General features: G+C 67.2%; 12 protein-coding genes and 2 tRNA genes. 6 read left to right on the top strand and 8 right to left on the bottom strand.

Annotated elements, in window-relative coordinates; translation table 11 throughout:
• A partial coding sequence (locus RIV12_RS05310; RefSeq protein WP_428978914.1) for a copper-translocating P-type ATPase occupies positions 1–2,364 on the top strand: 2,364 nt, incomplete at its 5' end.
• A 141-nt stretch (positions 2,365–2,505) separates the two neighbouring features.
• Here RIV12_RS05310 and RIV12_RS05305 read toward each other — a convergent pair.
• On the bottom strand, positions 2,506–3,519 hold the full coding sequence (locus tag RIV12_RS05305; protein ID WP_428978913.1) for an alpha/beta hydrolase: 1,014 nt from the start codon (positions 3,517–3,519) through the stop codon (positions 2,506–2,508).
• Positions 3,520–4,085: 566 nt separating this feature from the next.
• Between RIV12_RS05305 and RIV12_RS05300 the strand changes: the two genes are divergently transcribed.
• From RIV12_RS05300 to RIV12_RS05290, 3 genes are all read left to right on the top strand, one after another.
• Complete coding sequence (locus RIV12_RS05300) at positions 4,086–5,462, top strand: MalY/PatB family protein (RefSeq protein ID WP_309322688.1); 1,377 nt, start codon at positions 4,086–4,088, stop codon at positions 5,460–5,462.
• A gap of 128 nt (positions 5,463–5,590) precedes the next feature.
• On the top strand, positions 5,591–6,799 hold the full coding sequence (locus RIV12_RS05295) for a PLP-dependent transferase (protein WP_309322686.1): 1,209 nt from the start codon (positions 5,591–5,593) through the stop codon (positions 6,797–6,799).
• A gap of 114 nt (positions 6,800–6,913) precedes the next feature.
• Positions 6,914–8,740, top strand: a complete 1,827-nt coding sequence (locus tag RIV12_RS05290; RefSeq protein WP_309322684.1) for an alpha/beta hydrolase — start codon at positions 6,914–6,916, stop codon at positions 8,738–8,740.
• 103 nt (positions 8,741–8,843) lie between these two features.
• On the opposite strand, the gene RIV12_RS05285 is transcribed toward RIV12_RS05290, so the two are convergent.
• The 3 genes from RIV12_RS05285 to RIV12_RS05275 all read right to left on the bottom strand — a co-directional run bounded on the left by RIV12_RS05285 (position 8,844) and on the right by RIV12_RS05275 (position 10,673).
• Positions 8,844–8,919, bottom strand: a tRNA-Arg gene (locus RIV12_RS05285).
• A 154-nt stretch (positions 8,920–9,073) separates the two neighbouring features.
• On the bottom strand, positions 9,074–10,399 hold the full coding sequence (locus RIV12_RS05280; RefSeq protein WP_309322682.1) for a hypothetical protein: 1,326 nt from the start codon (positions 10,397–10,399) through the stop codon (positions 9,074–9,076).
• A gap of 187 nt (positions 10,400–10,586) precedes the next feature.
• Positions 10,587–10,673, bottom strand: a tRNA-Ser gene (locus tag RIV12_RS05275).
• A gap of 277 nt (positions 10,674–10,950) precedes the next feature.
• On the opposite strand from RIV12_RS05275, the gene RIV12_RS05270 reads away from it, so the two are divergent.
• Positions 10,951–11,661 (top strand): DNA alkylation repair protein, encoded by a 711-nt coding sequence (locus RIV12_RS05270; protein ID WP_309322680.1) that lies wholly within the window; start codon positions 10,951–10,953, stop codon positions 11,659–11,661.
• 99 nt (positions 11,662–11,760) lie between these two features.
• Here RIV12_RS05270 and RIV12_RS05265 read toward each other — a convergent pair whose 3' ends face one another.
• Positions 11,761–12,720 (bottom strand): helix-turn-helix transcriptional regulator, encoded by a 960-nt coding sequence (locus tag RIV12_RS05265; protein ID WP_487274891.1) that lies wholly within the window; start codon positions 12,718–12,720, stop codon positions 11,761–11,763.
• Between the two features lie 128 nt (positions 12,721–12,848).
• On the opposite strand from RIV12_RS05265, the gene RIV12_RS05260 reads away from it, so the two are divergent.
• Positions 12,849–13,235 carry a VOC family protein gene (locus tag RIV12_RS05260; protein ID WP_075417414.1) on the top strand — a complete coding sequence of 129 codons (387 nt, stop codon included), beginning with the start codon at positions 12,849–12,851 and terminating at the stop codon, positions 13,233–13,235.
• A gap of 146 nt (positions 13,236–13,381) precedes the next feature.
• On the opposite strand, the gene RIV12_RS05255 is transcribed toward RIV12_RS05260, so the two are convergent.
• The 3 genes from RIV12_RS05255 to RIV12_RS05245 all read right to left on the bottom strand — a co-directional run bounded on the left by RIV12_RS05255 (position 13,382) and on the right by RIV12_RS05245 (position 16,258).
• The gene (locus RIV12_RS05255) at positions 13,382–13,816 is read right to left on the bottom strand and encodes a hypothetical protein (protein WP_309322676.1); all 435 of its coding nucleotides are present in this window, start codon (positions 13,814–13,816) and stop codon (positions 13,382–13,384) included.
• An 856-nt stretch (positions 13,817–14,672) separates the two neighbouring features.
• Complete coding sequence (locus RIV12_RS05250; RefSeq protein WP_309322674.1) at positions 14,673–15,074, bottom strand: hypothetical protein; 402 nt, start codon at positions 15,072–15,074, stop codon at positions 14,673–14,675.
• Between the two features lie 14 nt (positions 15,075–15,088).
• Positions 15,089–16,258, bottom strand: coding sequence for a hypothetical protein (locus RIV12_RS05245; RefSeq protein ID WP_309322672.1), 1,170 nt, complete (start codon positions 16,256–16,258; stop codon positions 15,089–15,091).
• Positions 16,259–16,310: the final 52 nt, after the last annotated feature.

Genomic DNA, 16,310 nt, shown 5'->3' with positions numbered 1-16,310 from the left:
GCGGCGCCGAGCGCCGCAGCAGGCAGGCTGGCCACACGTTCCAGCACCGCCGGCACCGGCGATGCGTCCCCCCGCCCCACCTCCGGTCGGGGCGCACCCTCCCTGGGCGCCTCGCACATGGAGCGGGCCGCCGACCTGCGGCTGCGGCTCATCTACTGCCTCATCCTGTCGGTGCCGATCATGGCGATCTCCATGGTGCCGGCCCTCCAGATGCCCGGTTGGCAGTGGACGGTGGCGCTCATGGCACTGCCGGTGGCGGTCTGGGGGGCCTGGCCCTTCCACAAGGCGGCCTTCCGGGCGCTGCGCCACGGGGCCTTCACCATGGACACGCTCGTGTCCCTGGGGGTGATCGCCGCGACCGGCTGGAGCCTGTGGGCGCTGGTGCTCGGCGGGGCCGGGCACATCGGCATGCGCATGAGCATGGAGCTGCTGCCCCGCTCCCAGGGGCACGCCGCCCACATGTACTTCGAGTCGGCCGCCTGGGTGACCACCTTCCTCCTGGCGGGCCGCTACGCGGAGGCCCGCGCCAAGTACCGCTCCGGCGACGCCCTGCGCGCCCTGCTGGAGCTGGGCGCCAAGGAGGTGACCCGCGTGGTCCTCACCTCAGCGTCGGGCAGCCGCGACACCATCGACGTCCTCAACGAGGACGGCACACCCCGCGCGGAGACCACCCGCACCGAGGAGCGCATCAGCATTGAGGACCTGGCTGCCGGGGACCTGTTCCTCGTGCGGCCGGGTGAGAAGGTGGCGGCCGACGGTGTCGTCGTCGAGGGTCACTCGGCCGTGGACGCCTCACTGCTCACCGGGGAGTCCGTGCCCACCGAGGTCGAGGCCGGGCAGGCCGTCACCGGGGCGACCGTCAACACCTCCGGCGCGCTGCTGGTGCGGGCCACGGCCGTGGGTGAGGGGACGACGCTGGCGCGGATCGGCCGGATGGTGACGGCCGCGCAGGCGGGCAAGGCCCCCGTCCAGCGCCTGGCTGACCGGATCTCGGGGGTGTTCGTGCCCATCGTCCTGGTGCTGTCGGCCGCAACCCTGGCGGGGTGGCTGCTCACCGGGCACAGCCCGCAGGCGGCCTTCACCGCGGCGGTGGCCGTGCTCGTCATCGCCTGCCCCTGCGCGCTGGGGCTGGCCACGCCGACGGCGCTGCTGGTCGGCTCGGGGCGGGCCGCCCAGCTGGGCGTGGTCATCAAGGGCCCCGAGGTGCTGGAGTCGACGCGGGCCCTGGACACGATGGTCATGGACAAGACCGGCACGGTCACCCAGGGGCGCATGAGCCTGGAGGTCGAGGCCTGCCGGGAGGTGAGCGGCGCGGATTCGATGTTGTCGCAGGCCCCGGACTCGGCCGGCAGTGGCGAGGTCGGCGCCGGCGCAAGCGGCCAGGCGGACGCCCTCGCAAGCCTGAACCCGCTCGGGGAGGAGGCGCTGCGTCTGGCGGGGGCGGTCGAGTCGGCCTCGGAGCACCCGGTTGCCGTGGCCATCACGGCAACCGCCCGCGAGCGCCTGGGCGACCTGCCGGCGCCGACCGACTTCTCCAACCATGAGGGCCGGGGCGTGTCCGCCACGGTGGAGGGGCGCCGGGTGGCGGTGGGCCGGCCGGGCTGGCTCGCCGATGAGATGGGCGTCGAGGTTCCCGAGGCGGTGCGCTCCGCCGTGGAGGAGGCCCAGGACTCCGGGGCGACCGCCGTCGTCCTGGCCGTGGGCAACGCCGTCGGTGAGACCGCGAGCGCTGAGGCCGATACCGACGCCGCCGCGGATGGCGCCTCCGATGCCAGGCAGGTGCAGCCACTGGAGGCGGTGGCGGTTCTCGTGGTGCGAGACACGGTGCGGCCCTCCTCGCGGGCGGCGGTGACGGCGCTGCGCGAGCTGGGGATCCGCCCGGTGCTGCTGACCGGGGACAACACCCGGGCCGCTGAGCACGTGGCGGCTCAGGTGGGGATCGACGCCGCTGACGTGCGCGCCGAGGTGCTGCCCGCCGACAAGCGCGACGTCGTCGCCGACCTGCAGGCCCAGGGCGCGGTGGTCGGCATGGTGGGTGACGGGGTCAATGACGCCGCGGCCCTGGCCCAGGCCGGCACACAGGGTCTGGGTTTCGCCATGGGCTCGGGGGCGGACGTGGCCATTGAGGCCGCCGACATCACCCTGGTGCGCACGGACCTGGATGCGGCGGTGGCGGCGGTGCGGGTGTCGCGAGCGACCCTGCGGATCATCCGCCAGAACCTGTTCTGGGCCTTCGCCTACAACGTGGCCGCGATCCCGCTGGCGGCCGCCGGACTGCTCAACCCGATGATCGCGGGGGCCGCCATGGCCGCCTCCAGCGTCATCGTGGTCACCAACTCCCTGCGCCTGCGCCGCGCTGGCTGACCAGCCGGCCGAGGAGCCGAGGAGCACGTCCGAGCTCGGCGTCGGGAACCGCTGAATTCACGGTTCTCGACGCCGAGCTCTTGACCGGTCGTCGGCTCCGCACCGGTGGGCCTCAGGGCCCGGAGAGCGACGGGGAAGCCCTCAACCGGCCTTGGTCAGGTGGGCGATCATGCCGTCGATGTCCTGCTGCAGCCGCTCCGGGCGCACCAGGTGGCCTCCTGCGTCCTCATAGTGCTCATGAGGAATGCCGGCGGCCTGCAGTGCCCCTGCGAAGGTTCTCTGGGTCGGCAGGACATGACGCTCGTTCAGGTCGACAGTATCCGTTCCACAGGTGAGGAAGATGCGCTTGCCCCGGTACCTCTCGATGTGCTCCATGGGGTTGTCGGCGCTCACACGCGCCTCGTCCCAGGGCGCCCCGTAGACCATGCCGCCCCCGAGCTCGGCCATCGAGGTCAGATTCGCCCAGTGGGTGATCGTGGAGCCGTCCTTCCCGCGCAGGTCAGCGGGTCCCGAGTGGCAGGAGACGGAGGCGAAGTGCCCGTAGTACTTGGCCGTGTACTTCAGGGCCCCGAAGCCTCCCATGGAGAAGCCGGAGACGGCTCGCCCGGAGAACTCCGCGATGGTGCTGAAGGTGGCGTCCACCCAGGGGATGAGCTCGCCTATGTGGAAGGTCTCCCAGTTCCGGGGGCCGACGTTCGAGGAGACCGGGTTGGAGTACCAGCCGGCGAGTCCGCCGTCGGGCATGACGACGATGAGCTCGCGGCCCGCGGTGTAGTTTCGAATGCCCAGCTTGTCGAAGACCCGGAAGTCGTTGCCTTTGCCGCCTCCGTGGAGGAGGTAGAGCACTGGGTAGCGGCGTGCCGGGTTGTATCCGTCGGGCAGCAGTACGTTGACGGCCGGGTTCCAGCCGATGGACGGTGTGGAGAAGCGGTAGTACTGCATGCGGCCGCCGTCCTGGTGCTCGGTAACGCTCAGGCCCGCGGCCTGAGCGGGGGCCGCGCCGGCCACGGAGGCGCCGGCGCCCACGGCGGCGAGGGCGGCGACCCCGCCCACCCCCTTGAGCATGATGCGTCGGCTGATCCCCGAGCTGCGTGCGGGACGGGCCGGATGACGAGGCGATTCCAGGGTCATCGGGTGGTCAGGTTTCTGAGTCATGGGATGTACAGCCCCTTGCTGTGTCGGTGATGGTGAAGGAGGGAGGTCCCCTCCCCCGGGCCGCATCCACTGGGTGATGGCTGCGGCGGTGGCCGTGAACCTGCCAAGACGGCACGACCACCATGAACCCTACTGTTATTAATCGGTAGAAAATATGGCTATGGGTAAGACGGCCCACTCTGGTATGCGTCTCCCGGCGGGGCGAGATCACGGAGCCGACCAGCCGGGTGGCGCCGGCGGCGGCGCTCCCGCTATGCTCACCGCCATGACGACTCTTTCGCCCCAGGCCCGCGCGATGATGGTGCGCACCCTTGGCGAGGGTCGAATGTGCATGCGCTGACAGCGCCAGCCGTCGCTGTCTGACACGTAACGGTGAGAGTCCGAGCCGCTTGAGACCGGCTCGTCGCACTCCGCGGAGGCCCCACCGCCCCCGTGTTCATCCCTCCAGCAAACCGCCACCTCGGCCGGCCCGCGCGCCGGCCAACCCCTGAGCCCGATCTGCCGCAGCAGCCGCCTTGCGCTCGCGCGCCTTACCGTCGCCAGGGGACCCGAGAGGACCTTCTGTCATGCACGCCCACCTCACCCCCGTCAGCAGCTCCAGCGACTCCACCGACTCCACCTGTCCGGGCCGCCCTGACCTCACAGCCCCCCACGCGCCTACCGCCGCCTCCCCCGCGGCCGCCTTCTTCACCGCCCCCGCCGTTGACCCGGCCGTCTTCGACGCGATCCCCGACCGCCGCGGCACGGCCAGCCTCAAGTGGGACTCCGCCGTCAAGCGCGGCCGCCCCGAGGACGTCCTGCCCCTGTGGGTGGCGGACATGGACCACGCCACCGCACCGGCGGTCACCAGCGCCCTGCTGTGGCGCACCCGCCACGGCATCTTCGGCTACTCCGAGCCCGACGACGCCTACCAGGCGGCCCTGACCGGCTGGTTCTCCCGCCGCTACGGCTGGCAGGTGGAGGCCGAGTGGAACACCGTGACCCCCGGCGTCGTCCCGGCCCTGGCCCTGGCGGTGCGTGCCCTGACCGCGCCGGGCGAGGCGGTCCTCATCGAGGAGCCCGTCTACTACCCCTTCCGCGACGTCGTCGAGGTCAACGGGCGCACCGTGGCCGCCGTCCCCCTCGTGCGTGACGCCGACGGCGTCTACCGCCGTGACCTGGACGCCCTGGAGGAGACCATCGAGGCGACCGGTGCGCGCCTGCTGCTCCTGTGCAACCCGCACAACCCGGTGGGCCGGGTCTGGAGCCGGGAGGAGCTCACGGCCCTGGAGGAGGTCACGGCCCGCCACGGCGTCGTCGTCGTGGCCGATGAGATCCACGCCGACCTGGCCCTGCCGGGCTTCACGACGACGCCCTTCGCCTCCGTGAGCGAGACGGCCGCCGCGCACACGATCACCTGCACCTCGCCGTCGAAGTCCTTCAACCTGGCGGGTCTGCAGGTCGCCAACATCCTCATCGCCGATGCCCGCCTGCGCAGGGCCTTCCGCCGTGAGCTGGCCACCACCGGCTACTCCCAGCCCAATGTCCTGGGCCTGACGGCCTGCCGGGCCGCCTACGAGAGCGGTGACGCCTGGCTGGACGCCCTGCGTGAGCACATCGCGGCCGCCCGGGCCCACGTCGAGGCGCGCCTGGAGCGGATCGAGGGGATCGAGGCCGCCCCCTGCGAGGGCACCTACCTGCTGTGGCTGGACTGCTCGGGATTCCTGAGGGCCGCCGGACTCGAGCCCGAGCGGCTCGACGAGGTCATGCTGAAAGAGGCCGGGCTCTGGCTCGACGACGGCCGGATCTTCGGGGCCGGCGGCGAGGGCTTCACCCGGATCAACGTCGCCTGCCCCCGCGCCACCCTCGACGCCGCCCTGGACCGGCTGGAGGCTGCCGTCGCCGCCGTGACCGCCCGCGCCGCCGAGCAGGCCGGGCAGGGCCCCGCCGCCCTGTCCGCCTGAGTCGGTTCGTCCGGGCCGCGCAGAACCGCCCTGACCGGTGTCCATTCACCGGCCATCGCCCGCGTCGCCGTCGGCCGTCAGTCATCATTTCCTCCCGCCACTCCCACGCCCATGAGGAGAAACCACTCATGACCAGTCCGTCCGCACCCCGCCCCGCCGCTCACACCGAGTGTTCCCAGCCGCCGGCCGCTCGCACCTTCCCCGTCCACCATCACCCGACGTCGTCATCCCCGGACCCGCAGCTCCGTCTGGAGACGCTACTGGTGCGTTCGGGCACCGGGACCGATCCGGCCACGGGGGCGATCACGACGCCGATCCACCTGTCGACCGCCTACGGCCACCCGGGCCTGGGCGAGTCGACGGGCTACGACTACACGCGCACGGCCAGCCCCACCCGTGACGTCCTGCAGGACGCCCTGGCGCGCCTGGAGGGCGGGACGGCCGCCTTCGCCCTGTCCTCGGGGATGGCGGCCCTGGAGCTGGTGACCCGCACACTGGCTCCGCACGGCAGCCGGATCGTGGCGCTGCGCGACCTGTACGGCGGCTCCTTCCGCTTCCTGGAGGTCCTGGCCGAGGAGGGGGCGGCGCGCGTCGACTTCGTCTTGGGCATTGAGGGTCTGCGCGGGGCGCTGGCCGACCCGGCCGACCTGGTCATCATCGAGACTCCCACGAACCCGATGATGGAGGAGCTCCCCATCCCTGAGGCGGCCGAGCTGGCCCATACCGCCGGGGCGAGCCTGGTGGTGGACAACACCTTCTACACCCCAGTGGTGCAGCGGCCCCTGGAGCTGGGTGCCGACGTCGTCGTCCACTCGGGCACGAAGTACCTGGGCGGGCACAACGACGTCATGGCGGGTGTGGCCGTGGTGGCCGACGACGCCCTGGCCGAGCGGCTGAACTACCGGCTCAACACGACCGGGGCGACGCTGGGGCCCTTCGACTGCTTCCTGCTGCTGCGCGGGCTCAAGACCCTGGCGCTGCGCATGGAGCGCCACGAGGCCAACGCCTCTGCGATCGCACAGTTCCTGCGCTCCAGCCCGCATGTGACGCGCGTGCTCTACCCGGGGCACTCGGGCATGGTGAGCTTCGACCTGGCCGAGTCGGTGGACGTGGCCCGCTTCCTGGCCTCGGTGCGGGTGTTCACCTTCGCCGAGTCCCTGGGGGGCGTGGAGTCGCTGGTGACATGTCCGTCAGTGCAGACGCATGCGGACGTGCCCGTCGAGGTGCGTGCCTCCTACGGGTTGAGTGACCGGCTCATGCGCCTGAGCGTCGGCATCGAGCACGTCGACGACCTCATCGCGGACCTGGCCCAGGCATTCGAGGCGGCCGGCGTCTGACCGTGGACTGAGCCGGAGCACCGACGCCGGGGGTTGTCATGTCGGGCTACCCCGACAGCAGCCGGCCAGGCTGCCGGATGGTTCATAGTCGTCAGAGACATAAGGCTTGTTGCCATGAGACGCCTACGAACATCCCCGCCATCGCACGCCACATCAGCCCTCGCCGTCCTCACCCTGCTCGGCACGCTCACCGCCGGCAGCATGCTCGGTGCGAATATCGCAGCCGCCGCCAGCCCGCCCGCGCCGGGCTCCCATGAGGCCGGCGTCGTGGTGGACCGTGGTACGAACTCGAACAGCAACGCAGGCACGCCTCAGCCCACCGGTAGCAACACGTCAAACGGTTCCGGAGGATCCACCGGGTCCACGGGGGCGGGTGCCCCCAAGGGGCTGGAGTCCTTCTACAACCAGGACCTCACCTGGACCGACTGCACCGACGACGCCACCGGCACCGCCTTCCAGTGCGCCACCGTGACCGTGCCCCTGGACTACGACCACCCGCAGGGGAAGACCATCACGGTGGCCCTCAAGAAGCTGCCCTCGACGAGCTCCTCCCCTCGGGGGTCGGTCTTCCTCAACCCCGGCGGCCCCGGGGGAAGCGGTATCTCCCTCATCGAGTCCCAGGCCGAGCTCTACAAGAGCGGGGACCTGTCCGAGGTCCTGGCGACCTACGACGTCATCGGCTTCGACCCCCGCGGCGTCGGCCAGTCCACCCCCATCACCTGCTGGACCCCCGAGGACGTCCAGGCGATTCTGGCCGGGCAAGCTGAGGCGCCTTCCCCCACTTCCCTCTCGACGTCGGGTAGCGCCGCCGATATCGTCGCCCAGGGCTCACGCGAGGCCGCGGCCTGCCAGGAGCATACGGAGGTCCCCGAGATCCTCGATCATGCGGATACCCGTTCCGTCGCCCGTGACATGGATGTCATGCGGGCGCTGGTAGGAGACCAGGACCTCAACTACCTCGGTTACTCCTACGGCACCTACCTGGGGGCCGTGTACACCGAGCTCTTCCCCGACAACGTCGGGCGCGTCGTGCTGGACAGCGCCATGGACCCCACCCTGTCCCGGCAGGAGGCCTTCGAAGGCGATGCGGCGGCCGGGGAGCAGATACTGCGCACCTATATCGAGTCTCAGCACGGCCAGGCCGGGTTCCCCCTGAGCGGCACAACGGATGAGGCCGTCTCCCGGCTCGCGACCTTCCTCGACGGCCTGGACGCCAAGCCGCTGACCGTTTCCGACGGCGGAGACCCCGTGGACCGGGCCGAGGCCACTACGGCGATCAGAACGCTCGTCGTCGCCTCACCTGAGAACTGGCCACTGCTCACCGAGGGACTGACACAGGCCATGAGCTCACACGACGGCACCACTCTGATGAAGAATGCCGAGTCCCTCTCGGGCGGTGAGGAGTCTCCTGGGACCGAGGAGCAGACCGTCGAGCTGCTCCAATCCGTGTACGCCTTCTCGGCCAACCGGTGCCTCGACTTCCCCGACACCGGGAACCAGGCGAGCTGGGATGCGGCACTGTCCTCCTACCGCCGCGACTACCCGGTCTTCCACCCCCTGCTGCCCCAGCACGACGCCTACTGCCACGGCTGGGGGCACACCAGTAAGACCAAGCCCGTCGATGTCGACGTCGACGCCACGAACCCGGTGCTCGTCGTCGGCATCCTGCACGATCCGCAAACGCCTTACGCGTGGTCCAAGGCGCTGGTGTCGAGGCTCCGTAACAGTCACCTGCTGAGCGTCGACATGTACGGCCATGGCGCGACCGGCCCCAATTCCTGCACAACCGCGAAGGTGAACGACTACTTCGTCAAGGGAGCGCTTCCCTCCGACGGCGAGGTCTGCGCGGCGAACCCGAAGCCCCAGGCCGGGGAGGAGACTCCGGCCGGAGTTGCACATCCAGCTGGAGGTGAGCGTCCGTCCGGCTTTGAGGCCGGCTGACGCAGCAGGTCAGCAGCGGCTCAGGTGGCCGCGCCGTCGGAGCCGGGGAGTACCGGAAATGGAAAACACCCCGGCTCCGACTGTTCAGCCGATGACGGGGTGTTGGTGCGCCCGAAGGGATTCGAACCCCCAACCTTCTGATCCGTAGTCAGATGCTCTATCCGTTGAGCTACAGGCGCATGTCGTTGCCGACGGGTAGAACATTACTCAGCGTCCACCCAGGGGACAAATCCTGTCCCCGTGAGGATGGGCACAGGGCCGGAGTCCCGCCGTTGGCGGCACTCCGGCCCTCGGCGCCACGGTGACAGCAGCGCACCTGCGAACCACTGGGCGCTATCCGACGCTGGCGCTCTGGTTGATAGTGAAGAGCGAGTAGCCGAGCATGCCAAGCACAAAGGAGAAGGCGATGCTCAGGACGACACCGATCACCGCCCAGATGAGAGTGGCCTTGGCCCAGTTCCTCTTGCTGGCGGAGTGGCCGCTGCCGAAGGCGAGCATCAGCAGCCAGACGAGGTTGACGACGGGGATGGCCATGAGGAACAGCGTCAGCATCCAGCTGCCGACGGAGTCCGCGCTCTCAAACTCCTCAGACCGCGCCGCCGCCAGCGCCCCGCCTCCTGCCGGCCGCGCGAACGGCGAGCCCGCCGCGGGAGGAGCCATGTCGGGGAAGGACGGGGCCTGCCCGGCTGCGGCGTCGGAGGAGGGGGCTGACCCCCATTGGGGCGCCGAGCCCTGCGACGGGAAGGCTGAGGACGACGACGGCGCAGACTGGGCGACCGCCTGCGTCGCAGCGGGGACGAAGGCCTCCGTGGCCTGCTCGGCCTCAGCGCGCGCGGTCGCCGTGGGGAAGACCGAGGACATGCCGACGTCACCCTCCTGGCGACCCCCACTGAAGGGGTGCGAGTGCGGGGCCGGCTGCTGGGCGAAGGGCTGCTGGTCCTGCAGACCTGCCGGCTGGGCCTGCGGCTGCTGCCCCTGCCACTGCAGGGCCTCCCGACTCGCCTCGATCCCTGGAACGGCACCGGCCGCGGGGGCCGAGGAGGTGCCCGGAGCTGAGGGGATGCCGGGGGCGGACTGGGCGAAGGGCGACGACGCGGCTGCGGCGCCGTCGTCGGCCGTGGGCCCGCCCCAGGCGGGCTGAGCCGGTTGACTGTAGGGCGCCGGCTGGGCTGCCTGCTGAGCGGGGGGCTGCCCGGGCTGGAAGGGCGAGGGGGTACCGAATCCGCCACCCCCGGCCGGGTCGGGCTGGCCGAACTGTACCGGCTGGCCGGGCTGCCCCGGCTGACCGACCCCGTTCTGCTGGGCGAAGGGGTTGGCCTGGATGTAGGGGTCGGCCGACGCCGCACCGGGCTGGGCGGCCGCCTGTGCGGCATGTGTGGAGTAGGCGCGCGTCTGCTCCTCAGGGGGAGGCCCGGCGGGCAGGTCGGGCTGCACTGGGCGCCACGAGCCGGACTGGGCGCCGGGCGCAGCCCCAGGAGCGGAGCCGGGCGCTTGCCCAGTGACCTGCTGCTCGGCGCGCGCGGCGTCGAGCAGGTCCTGGTTGATGAGGACGGTCCGGGCGTTGAACTCGTCGCCCTGATTGGGGTGGGGCGAGCCGGAGGCCGGCGGCTGGGTTGCGTCGTGGTCAGACATGAGGTCCCTCTCAGTCGAGTACAGCATCACGCTATCCCGGATCGGCGCAGGAAGACACACAGGCACCCCGATCGGCCAGAGGCGAACGCCCTGAATGTAGAACTGATTCACGGGGATCCGTCAGCCGTTGGGGGTCGCCGGGGCCGCAGCGAAGGGCGGCCCCGGCGACGACGAAGCCCCGGCGCGCTGCTGCGCACCGGGGCTCTCAGTCCGGCGGAGATGGGGAGATTCGAACTCCCGAGGGGCTTCCACCCCAACCTCCTTAGCAGGGAGGCGCACTAGGCCACTATGCGACATCTCCATCGCCTTCCCACGGCTCCACCGCGGGATGCACGGGCAGCCTACCGGGAGGATGCCGCGTGAGCAAACCGCCGAAGACACGGTGCAGGCGCCTCGGCATGAGGCGACGCGAGTGCCGGCCGCACGGGTGCCCCGCAGCCGCTACTTGCAGCCCGAGACCTCCGGTTCCCTGACCCGGGCGCCAGTGCCGTGCGGGACCATAATGGTCTTGAAAGCATGTCATGAGGCGACGCGAGCATGTTGAGAGGGCGCGCGGTGCACTGCGAGGAGGGGCGAGGATGCCGGTGAGTGGGGAGACGGGTGCGCGGGTCACGGATTTCATCACTGCCCTGCGTGAGGCCCTGGAGGAGGCGGGCGCCCCCGCCCGCGCCGAGCAGCAGCGGGCGTACCTGAAATCCGAGATGGCGATGTACGGCGTCGGGGTCCCGGAAACGCGGCGCCTCTCGCAACGGATCGCCGTCGCCCATCGCGGCCTGTGGACTGAGGCCGCCACCTGGGAGGCGGCGCTGCGGTGCCTGTGGGATGGGGCCACTCACCGCGAGGAGCGCTACGCGGCGCTGGCCGTCATCCGCTCCAAGCTGTCCGCGTCGCATGCTGGACGCATGGAGTCCCTGGCCCTCTACGAGCATTTTCTGCGCACGGGGCAGTGGTGGGATCTGGTGGATGAGACCTCCCACGCCGTCGGGCTGGTGGTGCGTGAGCATCCGGCTGCGGCGGCCCGTATGCGCGTGTGGGCCACCGACCCGGACGTGTGGGTGCGGCGCAGTGCCATCATCTGCCAGCTGCAGCACAAGGCCGGCACGGACCTCGACCTGCTCACCGCCGTCATCGAGGCCAACCAGGAGGACTCGGAGTTCTTCATCCGCAAGGCCGTCGGCTGGGCGCTGCGCGACTACGCACGCACGGACGGCGACTGGGTGCGCGCCTTCGTCCAGGCGCATCCGGACCTGTCCCCACTCAGCCGACGCGAGGCCCTCAAGCGCCTGTAGGAGCGGGGCGCGACACGGCAGGCGGTAGGGCCGCGCAGTCCGCTGGCCGTTCCTCGCCGTCGGAGCACGCGCGAGCCGTGCTGCCTCAACCGTGAGTCATCAGACCCCATCGGTACGGTACCGCTCACGCATGCGGTCCATGTAGTCGAGGAGGTCCTGTCGCAGGCGCATGGGGGTGATGACGCAGGCATCCGGACCGAGCCGAAGCAGAATCGTCATGGCATGCAGGTGATCCATGAACTCCAGCTGGAGACAAGTCCATCCATCATCTCCGGGAGGTTCGCCATCTGCATCGGTCGTCGCTGCGCGCAACGTCCACTCCTGCACATCGCTCCAACGCTCGTCCCGCACCCAGACAGTGGCTGTGATCGCCTCGAACCTTTCAAGAAACTCCTCACGCTGTTTCTGCCATGCCGCAGCCATATCGAAGCCGGAGTCGTCAGCACACTCCTCAGCGAGTACATCAGCCTCTTCGATCCGAGAGAGCCTGGTGAAGCGAACCTCGGTGCCGTGTGAGGCGCACAGGTACCAGCTGCGACCAGCGGCAACTATTCCGTGCGGATCGACGACGTCCTGCGTCGTCATCCTCGACTTGTGACGGAAGACCATACGCAGTCGATGGCGCGTCAAGACCGCTTCCTGGACAGCATGGAAGACGGCGTCGGCCCGCTCGCTCTCGGGAAGGGGAAGCCACCCTTGAGGATCGACCACGACGCGCGAGGCAATGCCCATGGACCGGCTTCGATGGCTGTCGGGCACGGCGGCGAGCAGTTTGCGAGACGCGGAGACGAGGGCGTCGCCAAGGCCCAGTGGCGCAGCACCCCAGCTGGTGAGACCTGCGAAGAGAGCCCGGCTCTCCTCACGGTTCAGTCCTGTCACGTCAATGCGAAAGCCGGGGTCGATTCTCACTCCCCCATGAGGTCCCCGCTCGCACCATACGGGCACGCCCGCAGCCGACAGCGCCTCAACGTCCCGCAGCACGGTGCGCCGTGAGACCTCCAGCCGCTGCGCCAGATCCGAGGCGGACAGACGACCATGGGTACGCAGCAGCCAGATCATGGACAGCAAGCGGTCAGCACGCACCGGCTCATCCTCGCACGTACGTGACACAAGGTGGCACCAATGGTCTCTAACCTCGACGCCGTCCGCCCACCTCGTATACCCGTGAGAGTCTCAGGAGCATCACCATGACGACCTTCGTTCCCAACAGCGTCATCCTCTACGTCTCCGACGTCGAGGCGAGTACCACCTTCTACCGCCGGATTCTCGGTCATGAACCGATCAAGACCTATCCAGGATTCAGCGTCTTCGCATTGTCCGACGACGTCACTCTCGGCCTGCAGGCAGCCGACGAGATTGAACCGGCTGCTGAGCCATACGTAGGCGGGACCGAGCTGAGTCTCAGCAACGTTGAGCGTGCCGACGTCGATCGTCTTCACGCGCAATGGAAGAAGCTGGGCATTCCGATGGTTCTGGAGCCGACCGTCCTCGAATTCGGCTACACCTTTGTGGCAACAGACCCCGATGGGCATCGCCTGCGTGTGTGCGCCACTGATACCTCGAGCTTCGTCTGACTCGAGACCCTCGGCACCCTGCCCGTCACCGGATGCAGGCCTCGATGCGCCGCAACACTATGAGTTCATCACAATAGTTGCTGTCGCCCGAGTGCGGGTGGGGCACCGCCGGTGTTGACGTGCCCCACCCGCAGTGTGGAGATCGCTCACCTAGAGAGGGCCCGGTGACCTTCCTGCCCCATGCCTCGGGCGCGATGCGCCTCCAGCGCCTGCCTACCGAGATGCTCACTACCCAGCACCTCGCCGACGATGCGAACGGCCTCATCCCAGTCGATCGGCTCCGACGCATACGCCTTGACCAAGGCTGGATAGTCTTCCAGGAGTTCTTCATGAACCCTGGAACTGAGTGGGCGCACATGTCCCTGCGCTCGAGAAAGCACTCCGTTGATGGCCGCATTCAGAGCAATTCTTCGCCGTCCGGTGATACCGTGCTCGGCCTGGAAGGCCAGGTAGGGCTCTTCCTTTCGATACCGGACCGCGATAGACAAGGTATGCAAAGCATCCTGCAACTCTTCGATGCGTTGAGACTGCTCATCAATTCGGCGACGTAATTCGTCTAACTCTGCACTGGACTCGGGCATTAACTGCACCCTCCCCTCGCGCCTTGCGACAGAAGCCTAGAGTAGCGCCCACATGACCCACTCGACAGACTCAGCAATGACTTGAGCGGTGCCACCATCCAAGGGGCCTTGGAGCGCATCACATAGTTTCTCGCGAACGACATGCGCAGCAAGGGCAGGTACGCCTGAGCATGCTCACCGAACACTCCCCGCTCGTCGCCGTCAGGGCGGGCCTGTGCGCCTTCAGCACTGCGGCTCGCCACTGAGTCGACGACTCGGGCGCCACCTTGCATCGGTGGCCCTCGGTGGGCTTCTGACTGCCCGGCCATAGCACTGGGGCCACTGTACGCGTGAACGCCATCCCCGAGGAGCTCTCCTTTCACCGCGTCTGTTTGAGCCTCTGCGAGCGCAGTTCGAAGACGGCTTCACCCTATAGACCACTGCCCTGGCATTCATCACCATGTACCTTGCCACCTGAATCTCCCCAGGGAACACCGCCTCCAACTACGCTACTGAGGTCCCCACGAAGCTGCGCTTCGGCCTGGCGGCCGGGGGGCGGTCCGTCTTGCGCTTGGGCTCCCCTCCCTGCGCCCTGGGCACACACGTGGGCGCAACTTCGCCGGCGTTCTGCCGAAGCCTCTGAGCCAGCAAGACACCCCGCGCAGCTAGAGTCAATTCACCGGCCCCGTCGTTACCGCCTGATATCTGGACCTCCCGGATCGCTAGCAGGTGCGCCGAGACTGAGCTCACCGGGATTTCCCCCGACCTGCCTGTCGCAACGAGCCCACAAAGCCCATGACCGCATACCTCAGAGCCGGGTACATGCGACGCCGGGCGTCAGGCCGGACGCCAGAGTCGTTACCGCCTCCGATCATCCTCATGCTTCACACAACGAAACTACTTCCTCTAAGGTCTCTTTATGCACAACCAGTGGATGGTAGTAGAATATCGACTCATGGTTCATGGGTCCAACTATATATACTCGAATCTGTTTTGACCTCAGTTCCGCCATCGCCAAAGCAGCCCCAAGCTCAACATACATGCCTTTACCACACTCACGATTGTCGCTCATAAGAACGAATGTATCGGCACTAAGAATTCCATTGATATCCTCGCGAGCACGCCTGGAAGCTTCCACAGAATACAATGAGTATGGTTTCTCAAGAGCCTCGGTTCGCGTCCAGTCGTATGTGATGACATGCCCGGCAGCCTCCATTACCTGGAATGCCTCACGAACTCGACGCTTCTCTTTGAACTGCCCGGAAACAAATACTCTCATAACAATTATGGAAACTACGCGAGACTTGTCGAGGCATCGATAGAAGGGATGATGTGCGAGGCAAAGGCATCAGTACGAGTATGTGCGAAGCTTAGTCGAAGTATTTCGTTCGGAAATGCATTCTTTTCGTAACGAAGACGCTCGACTAGCTTCCAACGGAAAGATTCCACAACTCTCCGAAAACGAGTGTCACCCCACCGTACATCAAAAGCCGGCAACACTATTCCCTGAAGCATTCCTGGATAGAATCTACCGTCACGGACCACGAAGGACATGGTGAATCTCTCATACGATTCTCCGTGTTGATCGCATTTTACAGGAATATTGATAGAATCCCCTGAAAATGCGCGCTGAAAATCGTCTCGCGACGGGGGGCGCTCGCGGTAGTCCATAAATTCTCTTGATTTCATCTTGTCGCTGGCCGAGAGATCAAGATGATCCTTCATGAGCAGGATGTCAGCACCTTCACGTGACACAAAATGAACGCTAAGATTATATTTCGTCGGCTGACCAAACCTCTCAAGAAATGTGTCCTGGGAGGTTTCTCGAATCTTGGCCTTCCCTGAGAAAGTTATATTGTCACGGTCCCCCCACTTCGACAGCATCTTCTCGGAGCGAATCATCATGCGCTCGACGTCGGCCGAAGAAACAATGCTTAGCCTACGAAGATTAGACAAAGTGATTGCCAGATCGTTCCACGAGTCGATGACGATCAGAAGATCAATGTCGGAAGCATCGTCACCACCTTTGACATTGATAAACTTGCCATAGCTCATCGACCCTCCGACCACAGCCCCGACCGTCGTCTTCGACAGCGCTTCTTCAAGAAGACGAATATCTCGAAGCCTTCGAGTGGTTTCGATTGTCGATTCAGCGAACCCTGGCGAGCGCCTTCCCTCAACATTTTTTTTGTTAGGATAGCAGGTGAGCCTGTAGACCTCTTCTCGACTCACCTCTCGTTTGTAAACATTCTCCGCTGCCTGGGTGAACCTCTCAACCGCCTTCGAAAAGAAGACGCTCTCCTGGCCGTAGTAACTATTGCTCAGCCGCGCCAAAAGCCATCCGAGAAAATCTGGCACCTTTGACGGCACATAAGGGGCATCTGCCGTAGATGACCTTAAACACTGCTCAGCCAGTGCCTGAACTCTGTCCCAAGGATCACGAATACCTTCAACTGGTTTCATAGAGCCCATTATATAACGACTACTCAGTCGTAATATTGTGGTTCTTTTACAA

This window comes from Actinomyces stomatis, assembly GCF_031292835.1.
Lineage (GTDB): Bacteria > Actinomycetota > Actinomycetes > Actinomycetales > Actinomycetaceae > Actinomyces > Actinomyces stomatis.
This window is presented reverse-complemented; position numbering and strand designations above follow the sequence as displayed.

What these genes read in the sequence shown, in the direction of transcription:
- RIV12_RS05305 (WP_428978913.1), bottom strand. Translation starts at nt 3,519, where the DNA reads ATGACTCAGAAACCTGACCACCCGATGACCCTGGAATCGCCTCGTCAT.
- RIV12_RS05300 (WP_309322688.1), top strand. Translation starts at nt 4,086, where the DNA reads ATGCACGCCCACCTCACCCCCGTCAGCAGCTCCAGCGACTCCACCGAC.
- RIV12_RS05295 (WP_309322686.1), top strand. Translation starts at nt 5,591, where the DNA reads ATGACCAGTCCGTCCGCACCCCGCCCCGCCGCTCACACCGAGTGTTCC.
- RIV12_RS05290 (WP_309322684.1), top strand. Translation starts at nt 6,914, where the DNA reads ATGAGACGCCTACGAACATCCCCGCCATCGCACGCCACATCAGCCCTC.
- RIV12_RS05280 (WP_309322682.1), bottom strand. Translation starts at nt 10,399, where the DNA reads ATGCTGTACTCGACTGAGAGGGACCTCATGTCTGACCACGACGCAACC.
- RIV12_RS05270 (WP_309322680.1), top strand. Translation starts at nt 10,951, where the DNA reads ATGCCGGTGAGTGGGGAGACGGGTGCGCGGGTCACGGATTTCATCACT.
- RIV12_RS05265 (WP_487274891.1), bottom strand. Translation starts at nt 12,720, where the DNA reads ATGATCTGGCTGCTGCGTACCCATGGTCGTCTGTCCGCCTCGGATCTG.
- RIV12_RS05260 (WP_075417414.1), top strand. Translation starts at nt 12,849, where the DNA reads ATGACGACCTTCGTTCCCAACAGCGTCATCCTCTACGTCTCCGACGTC.
- RIV12_RS05255 (WP_309322676.1), bottom strand. Translation starts at nt 13,816, where the DNA reads ATGCCCGAGTCCAGTGCAGAGTTAGACGAATTACGTCGCCGAATTGAT.
- RIV12_RS05250 (WP_309322674.1), bottom strand. Translation starts at nt 15,074, where the DNA reads ATGAGAGTATTTGTTTCCGGGCAGTTCAAAGAGAAGCGTCGAGTTCGT.
- RIV12_RS05245 (WP_309322672.1), bottom strand. Translation starts at nt 16,258, where the DNA reads ATGAAACCAGTTGAAGGTATTCGTGATCCTTGGGACAGAGTTCAGGCA.